Origin of the sequence: Serratia oryzae, from assembly GCF_001976145.1 — a bacterium.
GTDB lineage: Bacteria > Pseudomonadota > Gammaproteobacteria > Enterobacterales > Enterobacteriaceae > Chania > Chania oryzae.
Genome location: NZ_MOXD01000014.1, coordinates 58453 through 74916, shown reverse-complemented (window position 1 = coordinate 74916; position 16464 = coordinate 58453). Strand labels below are relative to the sequence as shown.

General features: G+C 53.4%; 17 protein-coding genes. 9 read left to right on the top strand and 8 right to left on the bottom strand.

Going from position 1 to position 16464, the window contains the following annotated elements:
• Positions 1-9: 9 nt before the first annotated feature.
• Positions 10-324, top strand: coding sequence for an L-rhamnose mutarotase (gene rhaM, locus BMI79_RS20335; RefSeq protein WP_076943975.1), 315 nt, complete (start codon positions 10-12; stop codon positions 322-324).
• Positions 325-339: 15 nt separating this feature from the next.
• Here the strand turns inward: rhaM and cysE are convergent, their stop codons facing one another.
• The 5 genes from cysE to BMI79_RS20310 all read right to left on the bottom strand — a co-directional run bounded on the left by cysE (position 340) and on the right by BMI79_RS20310 (position 3588).
• A complete protein-coding gene (cysE, locus tag BMI79_RS20330) occupies positions 340-1161 on the bottom strand; it encodes a serine O-acetyltransferase (RefSeq protein WP_076943974.1) in 822 nt (273 codons plus the stop codon).
• Between the two features lie 100 nt (positions 1162-1261).
• Positions 1262-2281 (bottom strand): NAD(P)H-dependent glycerol-3-phosphate dehydrogenase, encoded by a 1020-nt coding sequence (gpsA, locus tag BMI79_RS20325; RefSeq protein ID WP_076943973.1) that lies wholly within the window; start codon positions 2279-2281, stop codon positions 1262-1264.
• Positions 2281-2772 carry a protein-export chaperone SecB gene (gene secB, locus BMI79_RS20320; protein ID WP_076943972.1) on the bottom strand — a complete coding sequence of 164 codons (492 nt, stop codon included), beginning with the start codon at positions 2770-2772 and terminating at the stop codon, positions 2281-2283. Before secB ends, gpsA begins: the two co-directional genes overlap by 1 nt.
• 96 nt (positions 2773-2868) lie before the next feature.
• The gene (gene grxC / locus BMI79_RS20315) at positions 2869-3117 is read right to left on the bottom strand and encodes a glutaredoxin 3 (RefSeq protein WP_076943971.1); all 249 of its coding nucleotides are present in this window, start codon (positions 3115-3117) and stop codon (positions 2869-2871) included.
• Between the two features lie 36 nt (positions 3118-3153).
• Positions 3154-3588, bottom strand: a complete 435-nt coding sequence (locus BMI79_RS20310; protein ID WP_076943970.1) for a rhodanese-like domain-containing protein — start codon at positions 3586-3588, stop codon at positions 3154-3156.
• A 295-nt stretch (positions 3589-3883) separates the two neighbouring features.
• Between BMI79_RS20310 and gpmM the strand changes: the two genes are divergently transcribed.
• The 3 genes from gpmM to BMI79_RS20295 are packed head-to-tail and all read left to right on the top strand — an operon-like array spanning position 3884 to position 7718.
• Entirely contained in the window at positions 3884-5428 is a 1545-nt protein-coding gene (gpmM, locus tag BMI79_RS20305) for a 2,3-bisphosphoglycerate-independent phosphoglycerate mutase (protein WP_076944026.1), read from the top strand.
• Positions 5429-5437: 9 nt separating this feature from the next.
• Complete coding sequence (gene envC / locus BMI79_RS20300; RefSeq protein WP_076943969.1) at positions 5438-6766, top strand: murein hydrolase activator EnvC; 1329 nt, start codon at positions 5438-5440, stop codon at positions 6764-6766.
• Between the two features lies 1 nt (position 6767).
• Positions 6768-7718, top strand: coding sequence for a divergent polysaccharide deacetylase family protein (locus tag BMI79_RS20295; protein ID WP_076943968.1), 951 nt, complete (start codon positions 6768-6770; stop codon positions 7716-7718).
• Positions 7719-7753: 35 nt separating this feature from the next.
• Here the strand turns inward: BMI79_RS20295 and tdh are convergent, their stop codons facing one another.
• Positions 7754-8779 carry an L-threonine 3-dehydrogenase gene (gene tdh / locus BMI79_RS20290; protein WP_076943967.1) on the bottom strand — a complete coding sequence of 342 codons (1026 nt, stop codon included), beginning with the start codon at positions 8777-8779 and terminating at the stop codon, positions 7754-7756.
• Between the two features lie 9 nt (positions 8780-8788).
• Complete coding sequence (gene kbl, locus BMI79_RS20285) at positions 8789-9985, bottom strand: glycine C-acetyltransferase (RefSeq protein WP_076943966.1); 1197 nt, start codon at positions 9983-9985, stop codon at positions 8789-8791.
• A gap of 240 nt (positions 9986-10225) precedes the next feature.
• On the opposite strand from kbl, the gene rfaD reads away from it, so the two are divergent.
• Genes rfaD through BMI79_RS20260 form a run of 5 tightly spaced genes read left to right on the top strand, consistent with a single transcriptional unit; the run spans position 10226 to position 15340 of the window.
• Positions 10226-11158, top strand: coding sequence for an ADP-glyceromanno-heptose 6-epimerase (gene rfaD, locus BMI79_RS20280; protein WP_076943965.1), 933 nt, complete (start codon positions 10226-10228; stop codon positions 11156-11158).
• 22 nt (positions 11159-11180) lie between these two features.
• The gene (rfaF, locus tag BMI79_RS20275; RefSeq protein WP_076943964.1) at positions 11181-12227 is read left to right on the top strand and encodes an ADP-heptose--LPS heptosyltransferase RfaF; all 1047 of its coding nucleotides are present in this window, start codon (positions 11181-11183) and stop codon (positions 12225-12227) included.
• Positions 12228-12229: 2 nt separating this feature from the next.
• Positions 12230-13213 (top strand): lipopolysaccharide heptosyltransferase RfaC, encoded by a 984-nt coding sequence (gene rfaC / locus BMI79_RS20270; protein WP_076943963.1) that lies wholly within the window; start codon positions 12230-12232, stop codon positions 13211-13213.
• Position 13214: 1 nt separating this feature from the next.
• A complete protein-coding gene (locus tag BMI79_RS20265; protein ID WP_076943962.1) occupies positions 13215-14138 on the top strand; it encodes a glycosyltransferase family 2 protein in 924 nt (307 codons plus the stop codon).
• Entirely contained in the window at positions 14126-15340 is a 1215-nt protein-coding gene (locus BMI79_RS20260; protein ID WP_076943961.1) for an O-antigen ligase family protein, read from the top strand. The genes BMI79_RS20265 and BMI79_RS20260 overlap by 13 nt, the downstream gene beginning before the upstream one ends.
• A 41-nt stretch (positions 15341-15381) precedes the next feature.
• On the opposite strand, the gene BMI79_RS20255 is transcribed toward BMI79_RS20260, so the two are convergent.
• Positions 15382-16464 carry a glycosyltransferase gene (locus tag BMI79_RS20255; RefSeq protein ID WP_076943960.1) on the bottom strand — a complete coding sequence of 361 codons (1083 nt, stop codon included), beginning with the start codon at positions 16462-16464 and terminating at the stop codon, positions 15382-15384.

Here is a 16464-nt window from a genome sequence, read left to right as displayed (position 1 = left end):
GGAAATTCTATGATCCGTAAAGCCTTTGTGATGCAGGTTAACCCAGATGCTCACGCGGAATATCAACAGCGTCATAACCCGATCTGGCCAGAGCTGGCACAGGTGCTGAAAGATCACGGGGCACACCACTACGCTATTTTTCTGGACGAAGCACGCAACCTGCTGTTTGGCTATGTGGAGATCGAGTCGGAGGAGCGCTGGAACGCTGTAGCTAATACTGACGCCTGCCAGCGCTGGTGGCGCTTTATGGGTGACGTGATGCCAAGCAACCCGGATCACAGCCCGGTCAGCTCGGCGCTGCGTGAAGTGTTCTATTTGGAGTAACGATAAGGCGACGGGTCAAATCCCGTCGCCGTACTCAAACCCGTGATTCACACCGTTGAAATACTGATTCATATCCATTGATGGCGTATCACTTTCAGGCCGCCCGACGATGCGCGCAGGCACCCCCGCCGCGGTGGTATGCGCGGGCACGGGCTGAAGCACCACCGAACCGGCACCGATTTTCGCCCCTTTGCCCACTTCAATATTGCCGAGAATTTTAGCACCTGCGCCGATCATCACGCCTTCACGGATTTTCGGGTGGCGATCGCCGCTGGTTTTGCCAGTACCGCCGAGGGTTACCGATTGCAGGATGGAGACGTTATTCTCCACCACGGCGGTCTCACCGATCACAATGCCGGTTGCATGATCGAGCATGATGCCACAGCCGATGGTGGCTGCCGGATGGATATCCACGCTAAAGGCAACAGAGATCTGATTCTGCAGGTAAATCGCCAAAGCCTGGCGCCCCTGCATCCATAGCCAGTGTGCAATACGGTAAGCCTGCAAAGCGTGAAAACCTTTGAGATACAGCAGTGGCGTAGAGTATTTATCCACCGCCGGGTCACGCAGCCGCACCGCCAGAATATCGCGGGCTGCGGCAACAATCATGTGTGAATCAGAGCGGTAAGCGTCCTCCACCACCTCACGCACGGCAATCGCTGGCATGATCGGGTTGGCCAGCTTGTTGGCCAAGATGTAGCTGAGCGCACTGCCCAGATTCTCATGCTTCAGCAACGTCGCGTGAAAAAAGCTAGCCAGCATCGGTTCACAATCAGCCAGTGCTCTCGCTTCTGATTTTATATTGCTCCAGACCTGCTCTAACTCTTCTGCTGACATGGCTTTCCTCTCTAGCCATCTTGCCAGGGGCAGGCAAGATGGCTCAATCGAATCCTGAGGCACAAGACACTCTATCTCGGGTCCTGAACCCTTCCTTAGGTCACGCGCTGTGTTTTTCGTCTTTTCTAGTGCGCCCAAGCAGGCTCAATGCGGCCTCGCGGGCATTTTTATCACAGTACAACACCTGGTAAATCTGCTCGGTAATCGGCATTTCCACGCCATGGCGTTGCGCCAGCGCCAAGACCTCTTTGGTGTTACGGTAACCTTCTACCACTTGACCAATGCTGTCCTGTGCTTCCTTCACGCCCATACCTTGCCCCAGCATAATACCGAAACGCCGGTTGCGCGATTGATTATCCGTGCAGGTTAACACCAAATCCCCCAACCCGGCCATGCCCATAAATGTGGACGGATCGGCACCCAACGCGGAACCCAGGCGGCTCATTTCTGCCAACCCACGGGTGATTAACGCGGTGCGTGCGTTGGCACCAAAACCAATACCGTCGGACATTCCTGCACCGATGGCGATGACGTTTTTCACCGCGCCCCCCAACTGCACCCCGATAAAATCCGGGTTACTGTACACGCGGAAACTCTTGCCACAGTGCAGCAACTGCTGCAAATCCTCAGCAAACTGCTCGTCGGTGGCTGCCAGTGCGATCGCCGTCGGCAGCCCGGCGGCCAGCTCTTTGGCAAAGGTCGGCCCAGAGATCACCGCCAGCGGAATGTTATCGCCCAGCTCTTCGCGTGCCACGTCCTGCAACAAGCGCCCGGTTTCTGCCTCCAGGCCTTTGGTCGCCCATACAACGCGGGCATCGGGGCGCAAATGCGGCTTCAACTGGCGCAACACGTCACCAAAGACATGGCTCGGCACCACCACCAGCACATCGCGGCTGGCCGCTAACGCTCGGGCCAGATCGGCTTCGAGCAGCAAGGTATCAGGGAAAGCAACGCCGGGAAGGAATGCCTGATTGCAGCGATCGCGCTGCATAATCTGAATTTTTTCGGGGATATGCCCCCACAATATGACCGGATGGCCGTTACGCGCCAGCGTAATCGCTAATGCGGTGCCGTACGAGCCGGCACCGATAACAGTCATTGAAGCATTGACGGTGTTCATCAGGCATCCTGATGTGATGCGGCACCTTCCGCTTCCGCCTGCTGCTGTTGCTGTTGCTGTTGCTGTTGCAGATAGCTCATAAACAGCGCGTCAAAGTTGACCGGTGCCAGATTCAGTTGCGGGAACGTGCCGCGGGAAACCAGGCCGGTGATACACTCGCGCGCATACGGGAACAGGATGTTCGGGCAGTATGCACCCAAGCAATGCGCCAGCTGCGTCCCTTCGATACCGGCTACGGAGAAGATACCTGCCTGCTGAACTTCACACAGGAACGCCGTTTCTTCACCCAGAGACGCGGTGACGGTTACGCGCAGCACAACTTCATACACGCCATCAGCCAATTTGCTAGAAGCGGTATCCAGATCAAGTTTAACTTCTGGCTGCCATTCCTGCTGGAATACTTGCGGAGCGTTTGGCGCTTCGAAAGAGATATCCTTGGTGTAGATACGTTGGATCTGGAAAGCCATCTCGGTGGTGTTTTGTTCTGACATGTGTATTACCCTTAGTTAAATATCCTTATTGATGCTCGGTAACCGCTATACCCTTCATACTGCACGTTGCCGCGCAACACGTTGGTTATTGTCCGCTTAAAGCAGCGGAACCAGGCCACCGCGAGCATCGAGTGCATGTAAATCATCGCAGCCACCCACGTGCTGGCCGCCGATGAAAATCTGAGGCACGGTGGTCCGCCCACTGCGCGCAATCATCTCTTCGCGTTTCACGTTATCACCATCAATAGCGATCTCGTTAAACGCCGCCCCCTTACTGTTCAGCAACGCTTTGGCGCGATGGCAGAACGGGCAGGTTGCTTTGGTGTAAATCTCGATGTTAGCCATGGAAAAACCACCTTAAACTACCACTACGTGAACAAATTACTTGCCGCGAGCCAATGGCAGATTTTCACCGCTCCAGCCCGCAATGCCGTCTTTCAGAGTGTAAACGCTGACAAAACCGGCTTTACTCAGGTTTTCTGCCGGATCGCGCGACGTGGTGCCGTTAGCACAAGCCACAATAACCGGCTGGGCTTTATGCTTTTCCAACTCGCCGAGGCTACCATTTTTAATCTCACTCGCCGTCAGATTGATGGCGTTGGCAATGTGACCCTTACGGAAATCATCCCGGCTGCGGGTATCCACCACAACAGCATCTTCTTTATTGATTAAGCGAATCGCTTCGCCACGGGAGATCTCTTTCACCTTGGAGAAACGGCTCTTGAAGGTCATCACGATCACGGCAGCCAGCAATGCAACCCAAGCCAGACTTAGTATGGGATGCCTGCTAACAAATTGCATAATTTCTTGCAGCATGGGGTGTAACAACTCCCGTCAGTTAAGGGAAAATAAGTCAAGGTTTCAGAGTATACCTGCCGAATGCGGCAAATACAGCCAATAAGCAAACGCGAATGCAGAAACTGCGGTCTGCACCGGGAAATTAGCGCAATCACGCGAGAAAAGTCACCTTTGTTGAGGGCAACTTTGATCTTTCTAGGCTCTTTTTGCCCGGCTTTGTTGTAAAATCATTCGGTTCTGGAGGGTGAATAGCCATCACTCCAATGGGTTGATGGCTATTCACAACTTAAGCGATCATAACGAGGTTACAGCAATGTCGAGTACGAAAAAGCCCATGGTTCTGGTGATCCTGGACGGTTATGGCCACCGGGAAGAACAACAGGACAACGCGATCCTGAATGCCAAAACGCCGGTCATGGATCGCCTGTGGCAGCAACAGCCGCACACCCTGATTGCCGCCTCCGGCCTGGATGTCGGCCTGCCTGATGGCCAGATGGGCAACTCGGAAGTCGGCCACGTCAACCTGGGTGCTGGCCGCATCGTGTATCAGGATCTGACCCGTCTGGACAAAGAAATCAAAGACGGTGACTTCTTCACCAACGCCACCTTGACCGCCGCCGTAGACAAAGCAGTGCAAGCGGGCAAAGCGGTACATATCATGGGCCTGATGTCTCCAGGCGGCGTACACAGCCACGAAGACCATATTCTGGCGATGATCAAACTCGCCGCACAGCGCGGAGCCAAAGCCGTTTACCTGCATGCGTTCCTGGATGGCCGCGATACTCCGCCGCGCAGTGCTGAAGACACACTGAAACGTTTCAGTGATGAGTTCGCCAAGCTGGGTGCCGGGCGCATTGCCTCTATCGTTGGCCGCTACTACGCCATGGACCGCGACAACCGTTGGGATCGCGTGCAGCTGGCTTACGATCTGCTGACTCAGGCCAAAGGCGAATATACCGCCGATAACGCCGTTGCCGCGTTGCAAGCCGCCTATGCCCGCGATGAAAACGATGAATTCGTGAAGCCAACCGTGATCCAGGCAGCAGGCGAAGCCACTGTTGAGATGAACGACGGCGACGCGCTGATCTTCATGAACTTCCGTGCCGACCGCGCGCGCCAGATCACCCGCGCCTTTGTCAATGCCGATTTCGACGGTTTCCCACGGGCCAAAGTGGTGAAATTCGGTGATTTCGTGATGCTGACCGAATACGCCGCCGACATCCAGACCGCCTGCGCCTACCCACCGGCTTCGCTGGCGAACACCTTCGGCGAGTGGCTGATGAAGCACGACAAAACCCAGTTGCGCATTTCAGAAACTGAAAAATACGCCCACGTTACCTTCTTCTATAACGGCGGCGTCGAAGAGCCGTTCAAAGGCGAAGAACGTATGCTGATCAACTCACCAAAAGTGGCAACTTACGATCTGCAACCGGAAATGAGTTCCGCAGAACTGACCGAAAAGCTACTGACCGCCATCCACAGCGGCAAGTACGACGCCATTATCTGTAACTACCCGAACGGCGATATGGTCGGCCATACCGGCGTTTATGAAGCAGCAGTCAAAGCGGTCGAAACGCTGGACCACTGCATCGCGCAGGTGGTTGATGCGGTGAAAACCGTTGGCGGCCAGTTGCTGATCACCGCAGACCACGGCAACGCTGAGCAAATGCGCGATCCGGCTACCGGCCAGGCGCACACGGCACACACCAGCCTGCCAGTGCCGCTGATCTACGTCGGCAAACCGGCCAAAGCGGTTGAAGGTGGCAAACTTTCCGACATCGCGCCAACCATGCTGGCCCTGATGGGAATGGAGATCCCGCAAGAGATGACTGGTAAGCCGCTGTTCATCGTGGAATAATCCTTCTCCATGAGGGAGAAGGCGAATTTTGCACTGGTCATCCGAGGCGCAAACTCAGGCAGCCAATCGCTGCCTGAACGCTCTGCGTTACGGAAGTTGACCACCGTTTGCGCCAGCGTGCTTTTCGCTGGCGCATTACTATTGCCGCTAGCCAGCAACGCGGCAGAAGACAACAAATCCCAGCTCAAAGACCTGCAACAGAGCATCGCCGAAAAAGAAAAAGCGGTTAAACAACAGCAACAACAGCGCAGCTCATTGCAAGAGCAACTCAAACTGCAGGAAAAAACCATCGCACAGGCCAGCCGCTCGCTGCGAGATACCCAAAGTACGCTCACCGAACTGAGCAAAGATATTTCTGGCCTGAACACCTCGATCGCCAAGCTGCAGAAACAACAGTCTACTCAGCAGGAAATGCTCGCCAAACAGCTCGACGCCGCGTTCCGGCAAGGACAGCACAGCGCGTTGCAACTGATCCTCAGCGGTGAAGAGAGCCAGCGCAGCGAACGTATTCTGGCCTATTTCAGCTATCTGAATGAAGCGCGCCAGCAGTCGATTGAACAGCTGAAACAAACCCGCGCACAGCTGGCCAAGCAGAAAGGCACGCTGGTAACCAAACAGGGCCAACAGAAATCGTTACTCGACGAACAGCAAACCCAGCAGCAGAAGCTGGAACAGGCGCGTAGCGCACGCAAGAAAACCCTAACGGCGCTGGAAGCCTCGCTGGAAAAAGATCAGCAGCGCCTGGTAGAGCTGCGCCAGAACGAAACCCGCCTGCGTGACCAGATCGCCCGCGCCGAGCGCGAAGCCCGTGCGCGTGCAGAACGCGAAGCCCGGGAAGCCGCCAAAGTGCGTGAACAGGTGCGTGCTAAAGAGCAGCAGGCGAAGAAAACCGGTACCCGCTATCAGCCAAGTGAAGGCGAACGTTCATTGATGGCGCGCACCGGCGGCTTGGGCCGCCCTGAAGGGCAGGCCATCTGGCCAGTACGTGGCCACACCGAACATCGCTTTGGCGAACCGCTGCAAGGTGAATTACGCTGGAAAGGGATGGTGATCTCGGCAGCAGAAGGCAGTGAAGTAAAAGCCATCGCCGATGGCCGCGTTCTGCTGGCCGACTGGCTGCAAGGCTATGGCCTGGTAGTGGTGATCGAGCACGGTAAGGGCGACATGAGCCTGTATGGCTACAACCAGAGTGCATTGGTCAGCGTCGGGGCGCAGGTGCGCGCTGGCCAGCCTATCGCCCTCGTCGGCACCAGCGGTGGCCAGGGAACACCATCGCTCTATTTCGAAATCCGCCGCCAGGGTCAGGCCGTTAACCCACTGCCGTGGTTGGGAAGATAGAGTGCACTATTCCAAATTGCGTACTGCCGCCCTGCTGGGCTTCCTGTTGCTGGCCTGTTTCGCACAGGCCGGGAAGCTGTCCATCGTGATTGATGATGTCGGCTATCGCCCGCACGAAGAAAATGCCGTGCTGCAAATGCCGACAGCCGTCTCCGTCGCCGTGCTGCCCAACGCCCCGCACGCGCGGATGATGGCAACCAAAGCCCACGGCCAGGGGCGTGAAGTGCTGATCCATATGCCGATGGCCCCGCTCAGCAAGCAATCGTTGGAACCCAATACGCTGCAACCCTCGATGAGCAGTGAAGAAATTCAGCGCCTCATCCGTAATGCGGTGAATAACGTACCCTATGCCGTGGGCATGAACAACCATATGGGCAGCGCGATGACCTCCAGCCTGCCCGGTATGCAGCGGGTGATGCAGGCGCTTGACGGCTATCAGCTCTATTTTCTCGACAGCATGACCATCGGTAACAGCCAGGCGACGCACGCGGCAGCCGGCACCCACGTCAAGGTCATCAAACGTAAAGTGTTTCTTGACGATACCGCCAACCCGGACGATATCCGCCGCCAGTTCAACCGTGCGGTTGATTTGGCGCGCCGCAGCGGTTCCGCCATTGCCATCGGCCACCCGCGCCCGGCAACGGTGAAGGTGCTGCAACAGATGCTGGCCACGTTACCGGGCGATATCGTACTGGTCAGACCCAGCGCTCTGCTGAATGAACCGCAGCAAAGCGCTGGCAGCTATGTTCCACCGCCGAAGCCACACACCACTCAGCCGAAGAATCCGTTTACCGGTGCCATCAAGCAATGCAAGGTTAAACTGCCGAAAGAGAAAGTGGATGCCAGCCGAGTGCTGATGGTGATCGGGGAGAGCGTGGCGCAGTCACCGGTGGTGCTGTTGCTCAAACATCATTGGCAGTATTGGTTGGGTTCAGAGCAATCTAAGCCGTAAGGTTAATAGGCGAAGCACCAGCTCCGCCTATTACATTAGTCCCAGCTCAATACCACTTTCCCAGACTGGCCCGAACGCATGGCGTCAAAGCCCTGCTGGAAGTCATCGATCGAGAAACGGTGGGTGATCATCGGCGTCAGATCCAGGCCAGACTGGATCAATGCCGCCATTTTGTACCAGGTTTCGAACATCTCGCGGCCATAAATCCCTTTGATAAACAGCCCTTTGAAGATCACCTGATTCCAGTCGATGGACATATCCGACGGCGGAATTCCCAGCATCGCGATACGGCCACCGTGATTCATGGCATTAAGCAGCGTGCGGAAGGCAGGCGGCGCACCGGACATCTCCAGCCCCACGTCGAACCCTTCGGTCATCCCCAATTCGGCCATCACGTCATTCAGGTTTTCTTTGCTGACGTTAACCGCACGCGTCACGCCCATCTTGCGTGCCAGATCCAGGCGATATTCATTTACGTCAGTGATCACCACATGGCGTGCACCCACGTGTTTGCACACGGCGGCGGCCATAATACCGATCGGGCCAGCGCCGGAAACCAGCACGTCTTCACCCACCAGATCGAAAGACAGCGCGGTGTGCACCGCATTACCAAACGGATCGAAGATCGAGGCCAATTCATCGGAAATATTGTCGGGGATTTTGAACGCGTTAAAGGCCGGGATCACCAGATATTCCGCGAATGCCCCAGGGCGATTCACCCCTACGCCAATGGTGTTGCGGCACAGATGCGTGCGGCCAGCGCGGCAGTTGCGGCAATGCCCACAGGTGATATGCCCTTCGCCGGACACGCGATCGCCAATGCTGAAGCCTTTGACTTCCTGGCCGATCGCCACCACTTCACCGACGTATTCGTGGCCAACCACCATCGGTACCGGAATGGTTTTCTGCGACCAGTCATCCCAGTTGTAGATGTGCATATCGGTGCCGCAGATGGCGGTTTTGCGGATTTTGATCATCACATCGTTGTGGCCCAGTTCAGGCTCAGGCACATCGGTCAGCCAAATGCCTTCTTCCGCTTTCAATTTTGACAATGCTTTCATGGGATTACCTTATGCAATAACGCCAAGTTCTTTACCGATACGAATAAACGCAGCAACGGCACGCTCAATCTGTTCCGGTGAATGATCGGCAGACATCTGGGTGCGAATACGTGCCTGGCCTTTCGGCACCACCGGATAGAAGAAACCCGTTACATAAATGCCTTCCTTGAGCAAGGCGTTGGCGAAATCTTGTGCCAATTTTGCTTCGCCCAACATCACCGGGATGATGGCGTGATCGGCACCGGCAAGCGTAAAACCTGCCGCTGTCATTTTTTCACGGAACAGGCGTGCGTTGGCCCACAGGCGATCGCGCAGCGCATCCCCCTCTTCCAGCAGTTCCAGCACCTTGATCGATGCAGCGACGATCGCCGGAGCCAGTGAGTTGGAGAACAGATACGGGCGCGAACGCTGGCGCAGCCACTCCACCACCTCTTTCTTCGCCGCGGTATAGCCGCCGGAAGCCCCACCGAGCGCCTTACCCAGCGTGCCGGTGATAATATCGACGCGGCCCATGACCTCGCAGTATTCGTGCGTTCCACGCCCATTGGCACCGACAAAACCCACCGCGTGAGAGTCGTCCACCATCACCAACGCATTATATTCATCAGCCAGATCGCACACGCCTTTCAGGTTGGCAATCACGCCGTCCATCGAGAACACGCCATCGGTGGCAATCATGATATGGCGAGCGCCATCGGCCTTGGCTTGCTTGAGTTGCGCAGCCAGTTCGTTCATATCATTGTTGGCATAGCGATAACGCTTGGCTTTGCACAGGCGCACACCGTCAATAATCGAGGCGTGATTCAGCGCATCGGAGATAATGGCATCCTCCGGGCCGAGCAGGGTTTCAAACAGGCCACCGTTGGCATCGAAGCAGGAAGAGTAGAGAATCGCATCTTCCATGCCCAGAAAACCCGCCAGCTTCTGCTCCAGCTGTTTATGGCTGTCCTGCGTGCCGCAGATAAAGCGCACCGATGCCATGCCGAAGCCATGGCTGTCCATGCCCGCCTTGGCGGCGGCAATCAGGGCCGGGTGGTTTGCCAATCCCAGATAGTTGTTGGCGCAGAAATTGATCACATGGCGGCCATCAGCGACGGCGATATCAGCCTGTTGCGCAGAAGTGATAATGCGCTCTTCTTTAAACAGCCCTTCGGCACGGGTAGTCGCAAGCTGCTGTTCCAGTTGCTGATAAAAGGACGTGGACATTCGGTAATCTCCAGAATAGGGTCGTTTTCAACATATTTTACTGATTTGCCAGCAAACTGACGACAATGAGCAGTAGAGAATATGAAAAGTGCAGCAGATATCACGGCACATTATGGCATAGGCCCATCGAGCAGGATATTAAGAGCCGTTCCGCTGTTCCCAATGGCATGAAATGCTATTATAGGCAGCATATAGGGTGGGGCATTGTGCGTCACCGGGCAGAATACAGGGGTGAACCCAATGATTATCGTCACTGGCGGTGCCGGCATGATCGGCAGCAATATCATAAAGGCACTGAATGACACCGGATATCGCGACATCCTGGTGGTGGATAACCTGAAAGACGGCACCAAATTTGTCAATCTGGTGGATCTGGATATTGCCGACTATATGGACAAAGAAGATTTCATCGCCAGCATCATGGCCGGTGACGATCTGGGTGATATCGACGCCATTTTCCACGAAGGTGCCTGTTCGTCCACTACCGAGTGGGACGGCAAGTACATGATGGATAATAACTATCAATACTCCAAAGATATCCTGCACTTCTGCCTGGATCGTCAAATCCCGTTCCTGTACGCCTCTTCTGCCGCCACCTACGGCGGGCGGACCGATAACTTCATCGAAGAGCGCCAGTACGAGCAGCCGCTGAACGTTTACGGCTATTCCAAATTCCTGTTCGACCAATACGTGCGTGAAATCCTGCCACAGGCAGAGTCACAGGTGTGTGGTTTCCGTTACTTCAACGTTTATGGCCCGCGCGAAGGCCACAAAGGCAGCATGGCCAGCGTAGCGTTCCATCTGAACAACCAGATTAAGCGTGGTGAGAACCCAAAACTGTTCTCTGGCAGTGAAAACTTCAAGCGTGACTTCATCTATGTGGGTGACGTTGCGGCGGTCAACCTGTGGTTCTGGCAGAACGGCGTATCCGGCATCTTCAACTGTGGCACCGGCCGGGCAGAAACCTTCCAGGCGGTGGCCGATGCGGTGGTGGAATACCACCAGACCGGTGCGGTGGAATACATTGAATTCCCTGAAAAACTGAAAGGCCGCTACCAGGCATATACCCAGGCCGATCAGACCAAACTGCGTGCGGCGGGTTACAGTGCGCCGTTTAAAACGGTCGCCGAAGGCGTCAAAGAATATATGGCCTGGTTGAATCGCACCGCTTAAGCGGAAGGAACCTGTAAAGGGTATGAAAATACTGGTGATCGGCCCTTCGTGGGTTGGCGATATGATGATGTCGCAAAGTCTCTACCGCACCCTGAAGGCCGAATATCCGTCAGCGGACATCGATGTGATGGCACCCGCCTGGTGCCGCCCATTGCTGGCGCGTATGCCGGAAGTCAACCAGGCGCTGGCGATGCCGCTGGGCCACGGTAAATTAGGGCTGGGCGAGCGCCGCCGTTTGGGGCACAGCCTGCGCGCCAAAGGGTATGATCGCGCCTACGTGTTGCCCAATTCATTTAAATCTGCCCTGGTGCCATTCTTCGCCAACGTGCCGCAGCGCACCGGCTGGCGCGGGGAAATGCGCTATTGCCTGCTCAACGACATCCGTGTGTTGGATAAAGCCGCCTTCCCGCTGATGGTGCAACGCTATGTTGCACTGGCCTATGACAAACAGCAGGTGCAGCGGGCCGCAGACTTACCACAGCCGCTGCTGTGGCCGCAACTGCAGGTGAGTGACGAAGAGATTGCCGAAACCACCTCCGCCTTTAACCTCAGCGATCACCGGCCGATTATCGGTTTTTGCCCCGGGGCGGAATTTGGCCCGGCAAAACGCTGGCCGCACTACCATTACGCCGCGCTGGCACAACAGCTTATCGACCAAGGCTATCAGATCGCCCTGTTTGGTTCGGCCAAAGATCATGAAGCCGGTGAGCAGATCCGCGCCGCACTGGCCGAAGAGGCGCGGGATTTCTGCCGCAATCTGGCCGGGGCAACCCAGTTAGAACAGGCGGTCATTCTGCTGGCTGCCTGCCAGGCAGTAGTCAGCAATGATTCGGGATTGATGCACGTTGCCGCAGCGTTGAACAAACCATTGATAGCTTTGTATGGCCCAAGCAGCCCAGACTTCACGCCGCCGCTGTCCAACAAGGCAAAAGTCATCCGCCTGATCAGCGGCTATCATAAAGTCCGTAAGGGTGATGCCGATCAGGGCTATCACCAGAGCCTGATCGACATTCAACCACAGCAGGTGTTAGACGCGCTGACGCCGTTACTTGCCGCCAGCGAGGAATAATTATGCAGGTTCTGATCGTCAAAACCTCATCCATGGGGGACGTGCTTCATACGCTGCCCGCCTTGACCGATGCGATGCATGCCATCCCCGGCATCCGTTTTGACTGGGTGGTGGAAGAAGGGTTCAGCCAGATCCCCACCTGGCATCCGGCGGTGGATCGCGTAATTCCGGTGGCCATTCGCCGCTGGCGCAAAAACTGGTTCGGCCCCGAAGCCCGTCAGCAGCGTTGCGATTTCAAACGCCAGGTGCAAGAACGCAACTATGACATCGTGATCGATGCTCAGGGTTTGATGAAAAGCGCGGCGCTGGTAACCCGCATTGCCCGCGGCAGCAAGCACGGCCCAGACTGCAAAAGCGCCCGTGAGCCATTTGCCAGTTGGTTCTATAATCATCGTCACCAGATAGATAAGCAGCAGCATGCGGTAGAACGTATCCGTGAGCTGTTCGCCAAAAGCCTGGGCTATGAAAAACCACAAAACACCGGTGACTACGCCATTGCTGCCCGCTTTCTCAGCCAGCCGCCTGCGGATGCCGGGCAATATCTGGTTTTCCTGCATGCCACCACGCGTGATGAAAAACACTGGCCGGAAGCAAACTGGCGCGAACTGATTGAGTTGGTCGCCGCTACCGGGCTGAAGATCAAACTGCCATGGGGAGCTGCGCATGAGCATCAGCGCGCTTTACGGTTGGCGGAAGGGTTTGAACATGTTGAAGTACTGCCAAAACTCAGCTTACAGCAGGTGGCCGAAGTGCTGGCCGGTGCAAAAGGCGTGGTGTCGGTGGATACTGGGCTCAGTCATCTGACCGCCGCGCTGGATCGCCCGAATATTACGCTGTTCGGCCCAACCGACCCGGGGTTGATTGGGGGGTATGGGCGGAATCAGCATGTCTGCCGCCCTGAAGTAGGAAGCGACATGGCTGATATCGGCGCACAACAGGTTATGGGGGAGTTAACCCCTATCCTGACCCTAGAGGACATACGCTAATATGCCCACACAGAATATTCTGCTCAGCATCATTATTGCTGCACACAATAGCGGTAACTACCTGCGCGACACACTGCAAAGCCTGCTCGACGCGCTAGGTGAAAGCATCGCGAAGTGCGAGATCCTCTTGGTGAATGATGCTTCAACGGATAATAGCGGGGAACTGCTCGCCGATTTCGCCCAAGCACTTCCTCAAGCTCGTTATTTCAGCGTAGAATTCAAAAATATTGGTAAAGTACGTCATTTCGCCGTGGCACACAGTCATGGTGAATACATCACTATGCTCGACAGTGACGACCAGCTAAAAAACGGTTCTCTGAATGAAATAAACGCTTTTCTAGGCAACAATAAGCCCGACCTATTGTTAACAAAGCTGCATGAGGTACGCGATCTTACCAAGGCAGATAAAAACTGGCACGGTTTGCAAACAGAATATCTGACCCGGGATGAGGCGATTACACGTTTCCTGGTCCATAAAGATTTTCAAGCACATTTGATTGGGCAATTTATCAAGCGCACTCTCCTGCAAGCTAATCCGATCCCTGAGTTTACCTGCTACGAGGATTTTTATGTATTCCCACAAATTCTCACACAATCCCAACATATTGTATTCTCGCGCGAGAGTCATTATCTCTATATAAAGCGAAATTCAAGCCTATCGAATTCACCCTCAGCAGAAAAAATACATAATTTGTTTTTGTGTACTGAAAAAATGGACACACTGTTTGGTCCCAAGTTTCATGATTTGGTATTATGCCATTGGCTAGACATTGAACTAAAACAGAAAATTTGGATCAAACAAAGCGTGATGTTGGATACTTTGAGTAAAAAAGTACGTGAAACTCGTTGTCTTGGGTTTTTCATCAATCCAGCGATAAGATTCAGCTATAAGAGAAAAGCGGCAAAGTTATTATGGAAAAAATAGGGCAAAGATTGTACTTCATCAGTTTCATACTGGCCATTTTATCTATTGTTTTTACTTTGATTATTACGGCCCGTCAACGTGAGCTTTTCTATTTCTCGTTCTACGTTGCCATGTTTGGTCTTTTCATCGAAAGAAAAAATATCCGCTTACCAAAGATGGATATTTCTTATGCTCTCATCATGATAGGGCTCGTTAAAATCATCTGGACACTGGTGCTTTATCGCCATACGCAGGGATATGGCTATGGCGATACACAGTTAGATGCAGGTAAAAAACTGGTGGTAGGTGGGGTGTTGATTTTTTATATAACCCAGTTCTCGCATTATTTAACTACGTTCAACTATCGCCAATATTTACTGGCTGCATTTACTATGGCTTTTGTACTAGCGACAAGCTACGGTCTCTTTCAGATTTATCATGGTATTGAGCGTATCGATCTCAGTACCAACCGAGCAACCATCGCAGCTTATATCTATTCTACACTTTCAATACTGCTTATCTATCTATTAATCAAGCTAAAACAGAATGCAGGCTATCGTATTGCAGTAGCGGCGATAATTATTAGCTCATTCCTGATTATAGTCATGACGGGAACACGCGCCGCGATACTCTCGCATCTGTTACTTATTCTACTGATGATGTTGTTCCACTTCCGCAAAATCCATCTTAAACCGCTACTGATTGTCATAGCCTTGGTGGGGGTTGTGGGTATCGCTTCCTACGGTAAATATATTAAGCCCAAGATCGAACAAACCAGCACCGAAATCATGTTGTATCAGAAAGGCAACGATGATTCATCGCTAGGTTCCCGTTTCTCATTATGGCGTGTCGGGCTAGAAATATTCTCACAACATCCTTTCGGTAATACCGTTGAAGCTCGCCAGAAGCAAGCGGCCGAAATTGTCGCTCATGATCCCAAAAATCAAACGGCTCTGGCCTATATCACCTCACACCTGCATGACGAACTGCTTGAGGCCGCCTCACTACAAGGTATTGTTGGCCTACTGACAGTGCTATTTTTCTACGGGTATATCCTCACAAAGTCGTTGGTTCAGAGAAATACCCCGTTGCTGATGATTGGCTGCTGCATGGTAGTTTATGGTTTAACAGATGTCTTGCTAATTAGTGCAGAATCATTACTGTTCTATATGATATGTATCGCACTATTTGCAAGAAATAATCCAATAACGCCAGAGTCATGATAATTTAGCCCGGTTCGGGGTTCCGCGAACCGGGCTAAATACTATTTCCCATGGTAACTTTTCAGGATACTGTCAAGAGCCTGTCTGAAATTCAAGTAGTAACTATCGTCGTAAAACTTAGCAATGGATTGTTTGATCTGTGCTTGGTTAATCATGATTTCCCCATTAACTAAGCCCTGCAAGATCTTCGTCAACTCAGCCCGTTGCTTGACCGGATACAAATGGCCGTTAATGCCATCAATAACGTCTGCAGGGCCCGTTGGGCAATCTGAACTCACGCAATACACACCGTGAGCCATAGCCTCCAGTAAGGTCATCGGTAACCCTTCAAACGCTGAGGTCAATACTAATGCCTTGAGATCGCCAATATTCGTTTTAGCGTAGAGCCAAGGCCGTGCTTGCCAGCCATGCCACAGAACTCGACCAGAAAGGCCTTTTTTTTCAGCATATTGCTGGCACTGGAGCAAATCAGCACCGCTCCCTACTATGTGCAGCCGCCAGTCTCCTTGCAAGGCTACCAGCGAATCCAGCAGGTCTTTCAACCGTTTTTGCCCTTCAAAAATGACACGGCCAATATAAATAAAATTAGCAGGTGAAACGCTAACTGGAATAGTGTCCTCAGTTTTTTTCACCGGATTAAAAACGGTATAGATATCCCTCTCTTTTACCCCAAGCTCCCGAACTTGCTGATTAATACCGTTGCTAATCACCAAGTGAGCGTCGGCTTTGAGGATGTAAGTATATTTGTAGAGATCATATAATGAGAAATGTAACCAAGAAGCAATAGGATATCGGCTCAGACACAGTTTTCTAGAGACGTTGGCGATATAACAAGAAAGGGTGTCTAGGGCGATAACCAAGTCCGGTTTACTTCTACGCAGGAAACTGGATAAGACAAATGCAAAATGCAGTCGCCTTAGCTTAGTGTTACGCACCGTTGAGGCAACCATCTGGACGTTTAATCCCGCATACCACTGCTCATCTACCTCTCCTTTTTCATTGAAGAAGACAAAATCAACCTTAGTATCAGGATTATTTACCGCAATCAGTTCAACCAATCTTTTACATACGGTTTCCATCCCACCGTAACCACTCAAAGCGTACCCTGTAATCACAATGTTCAT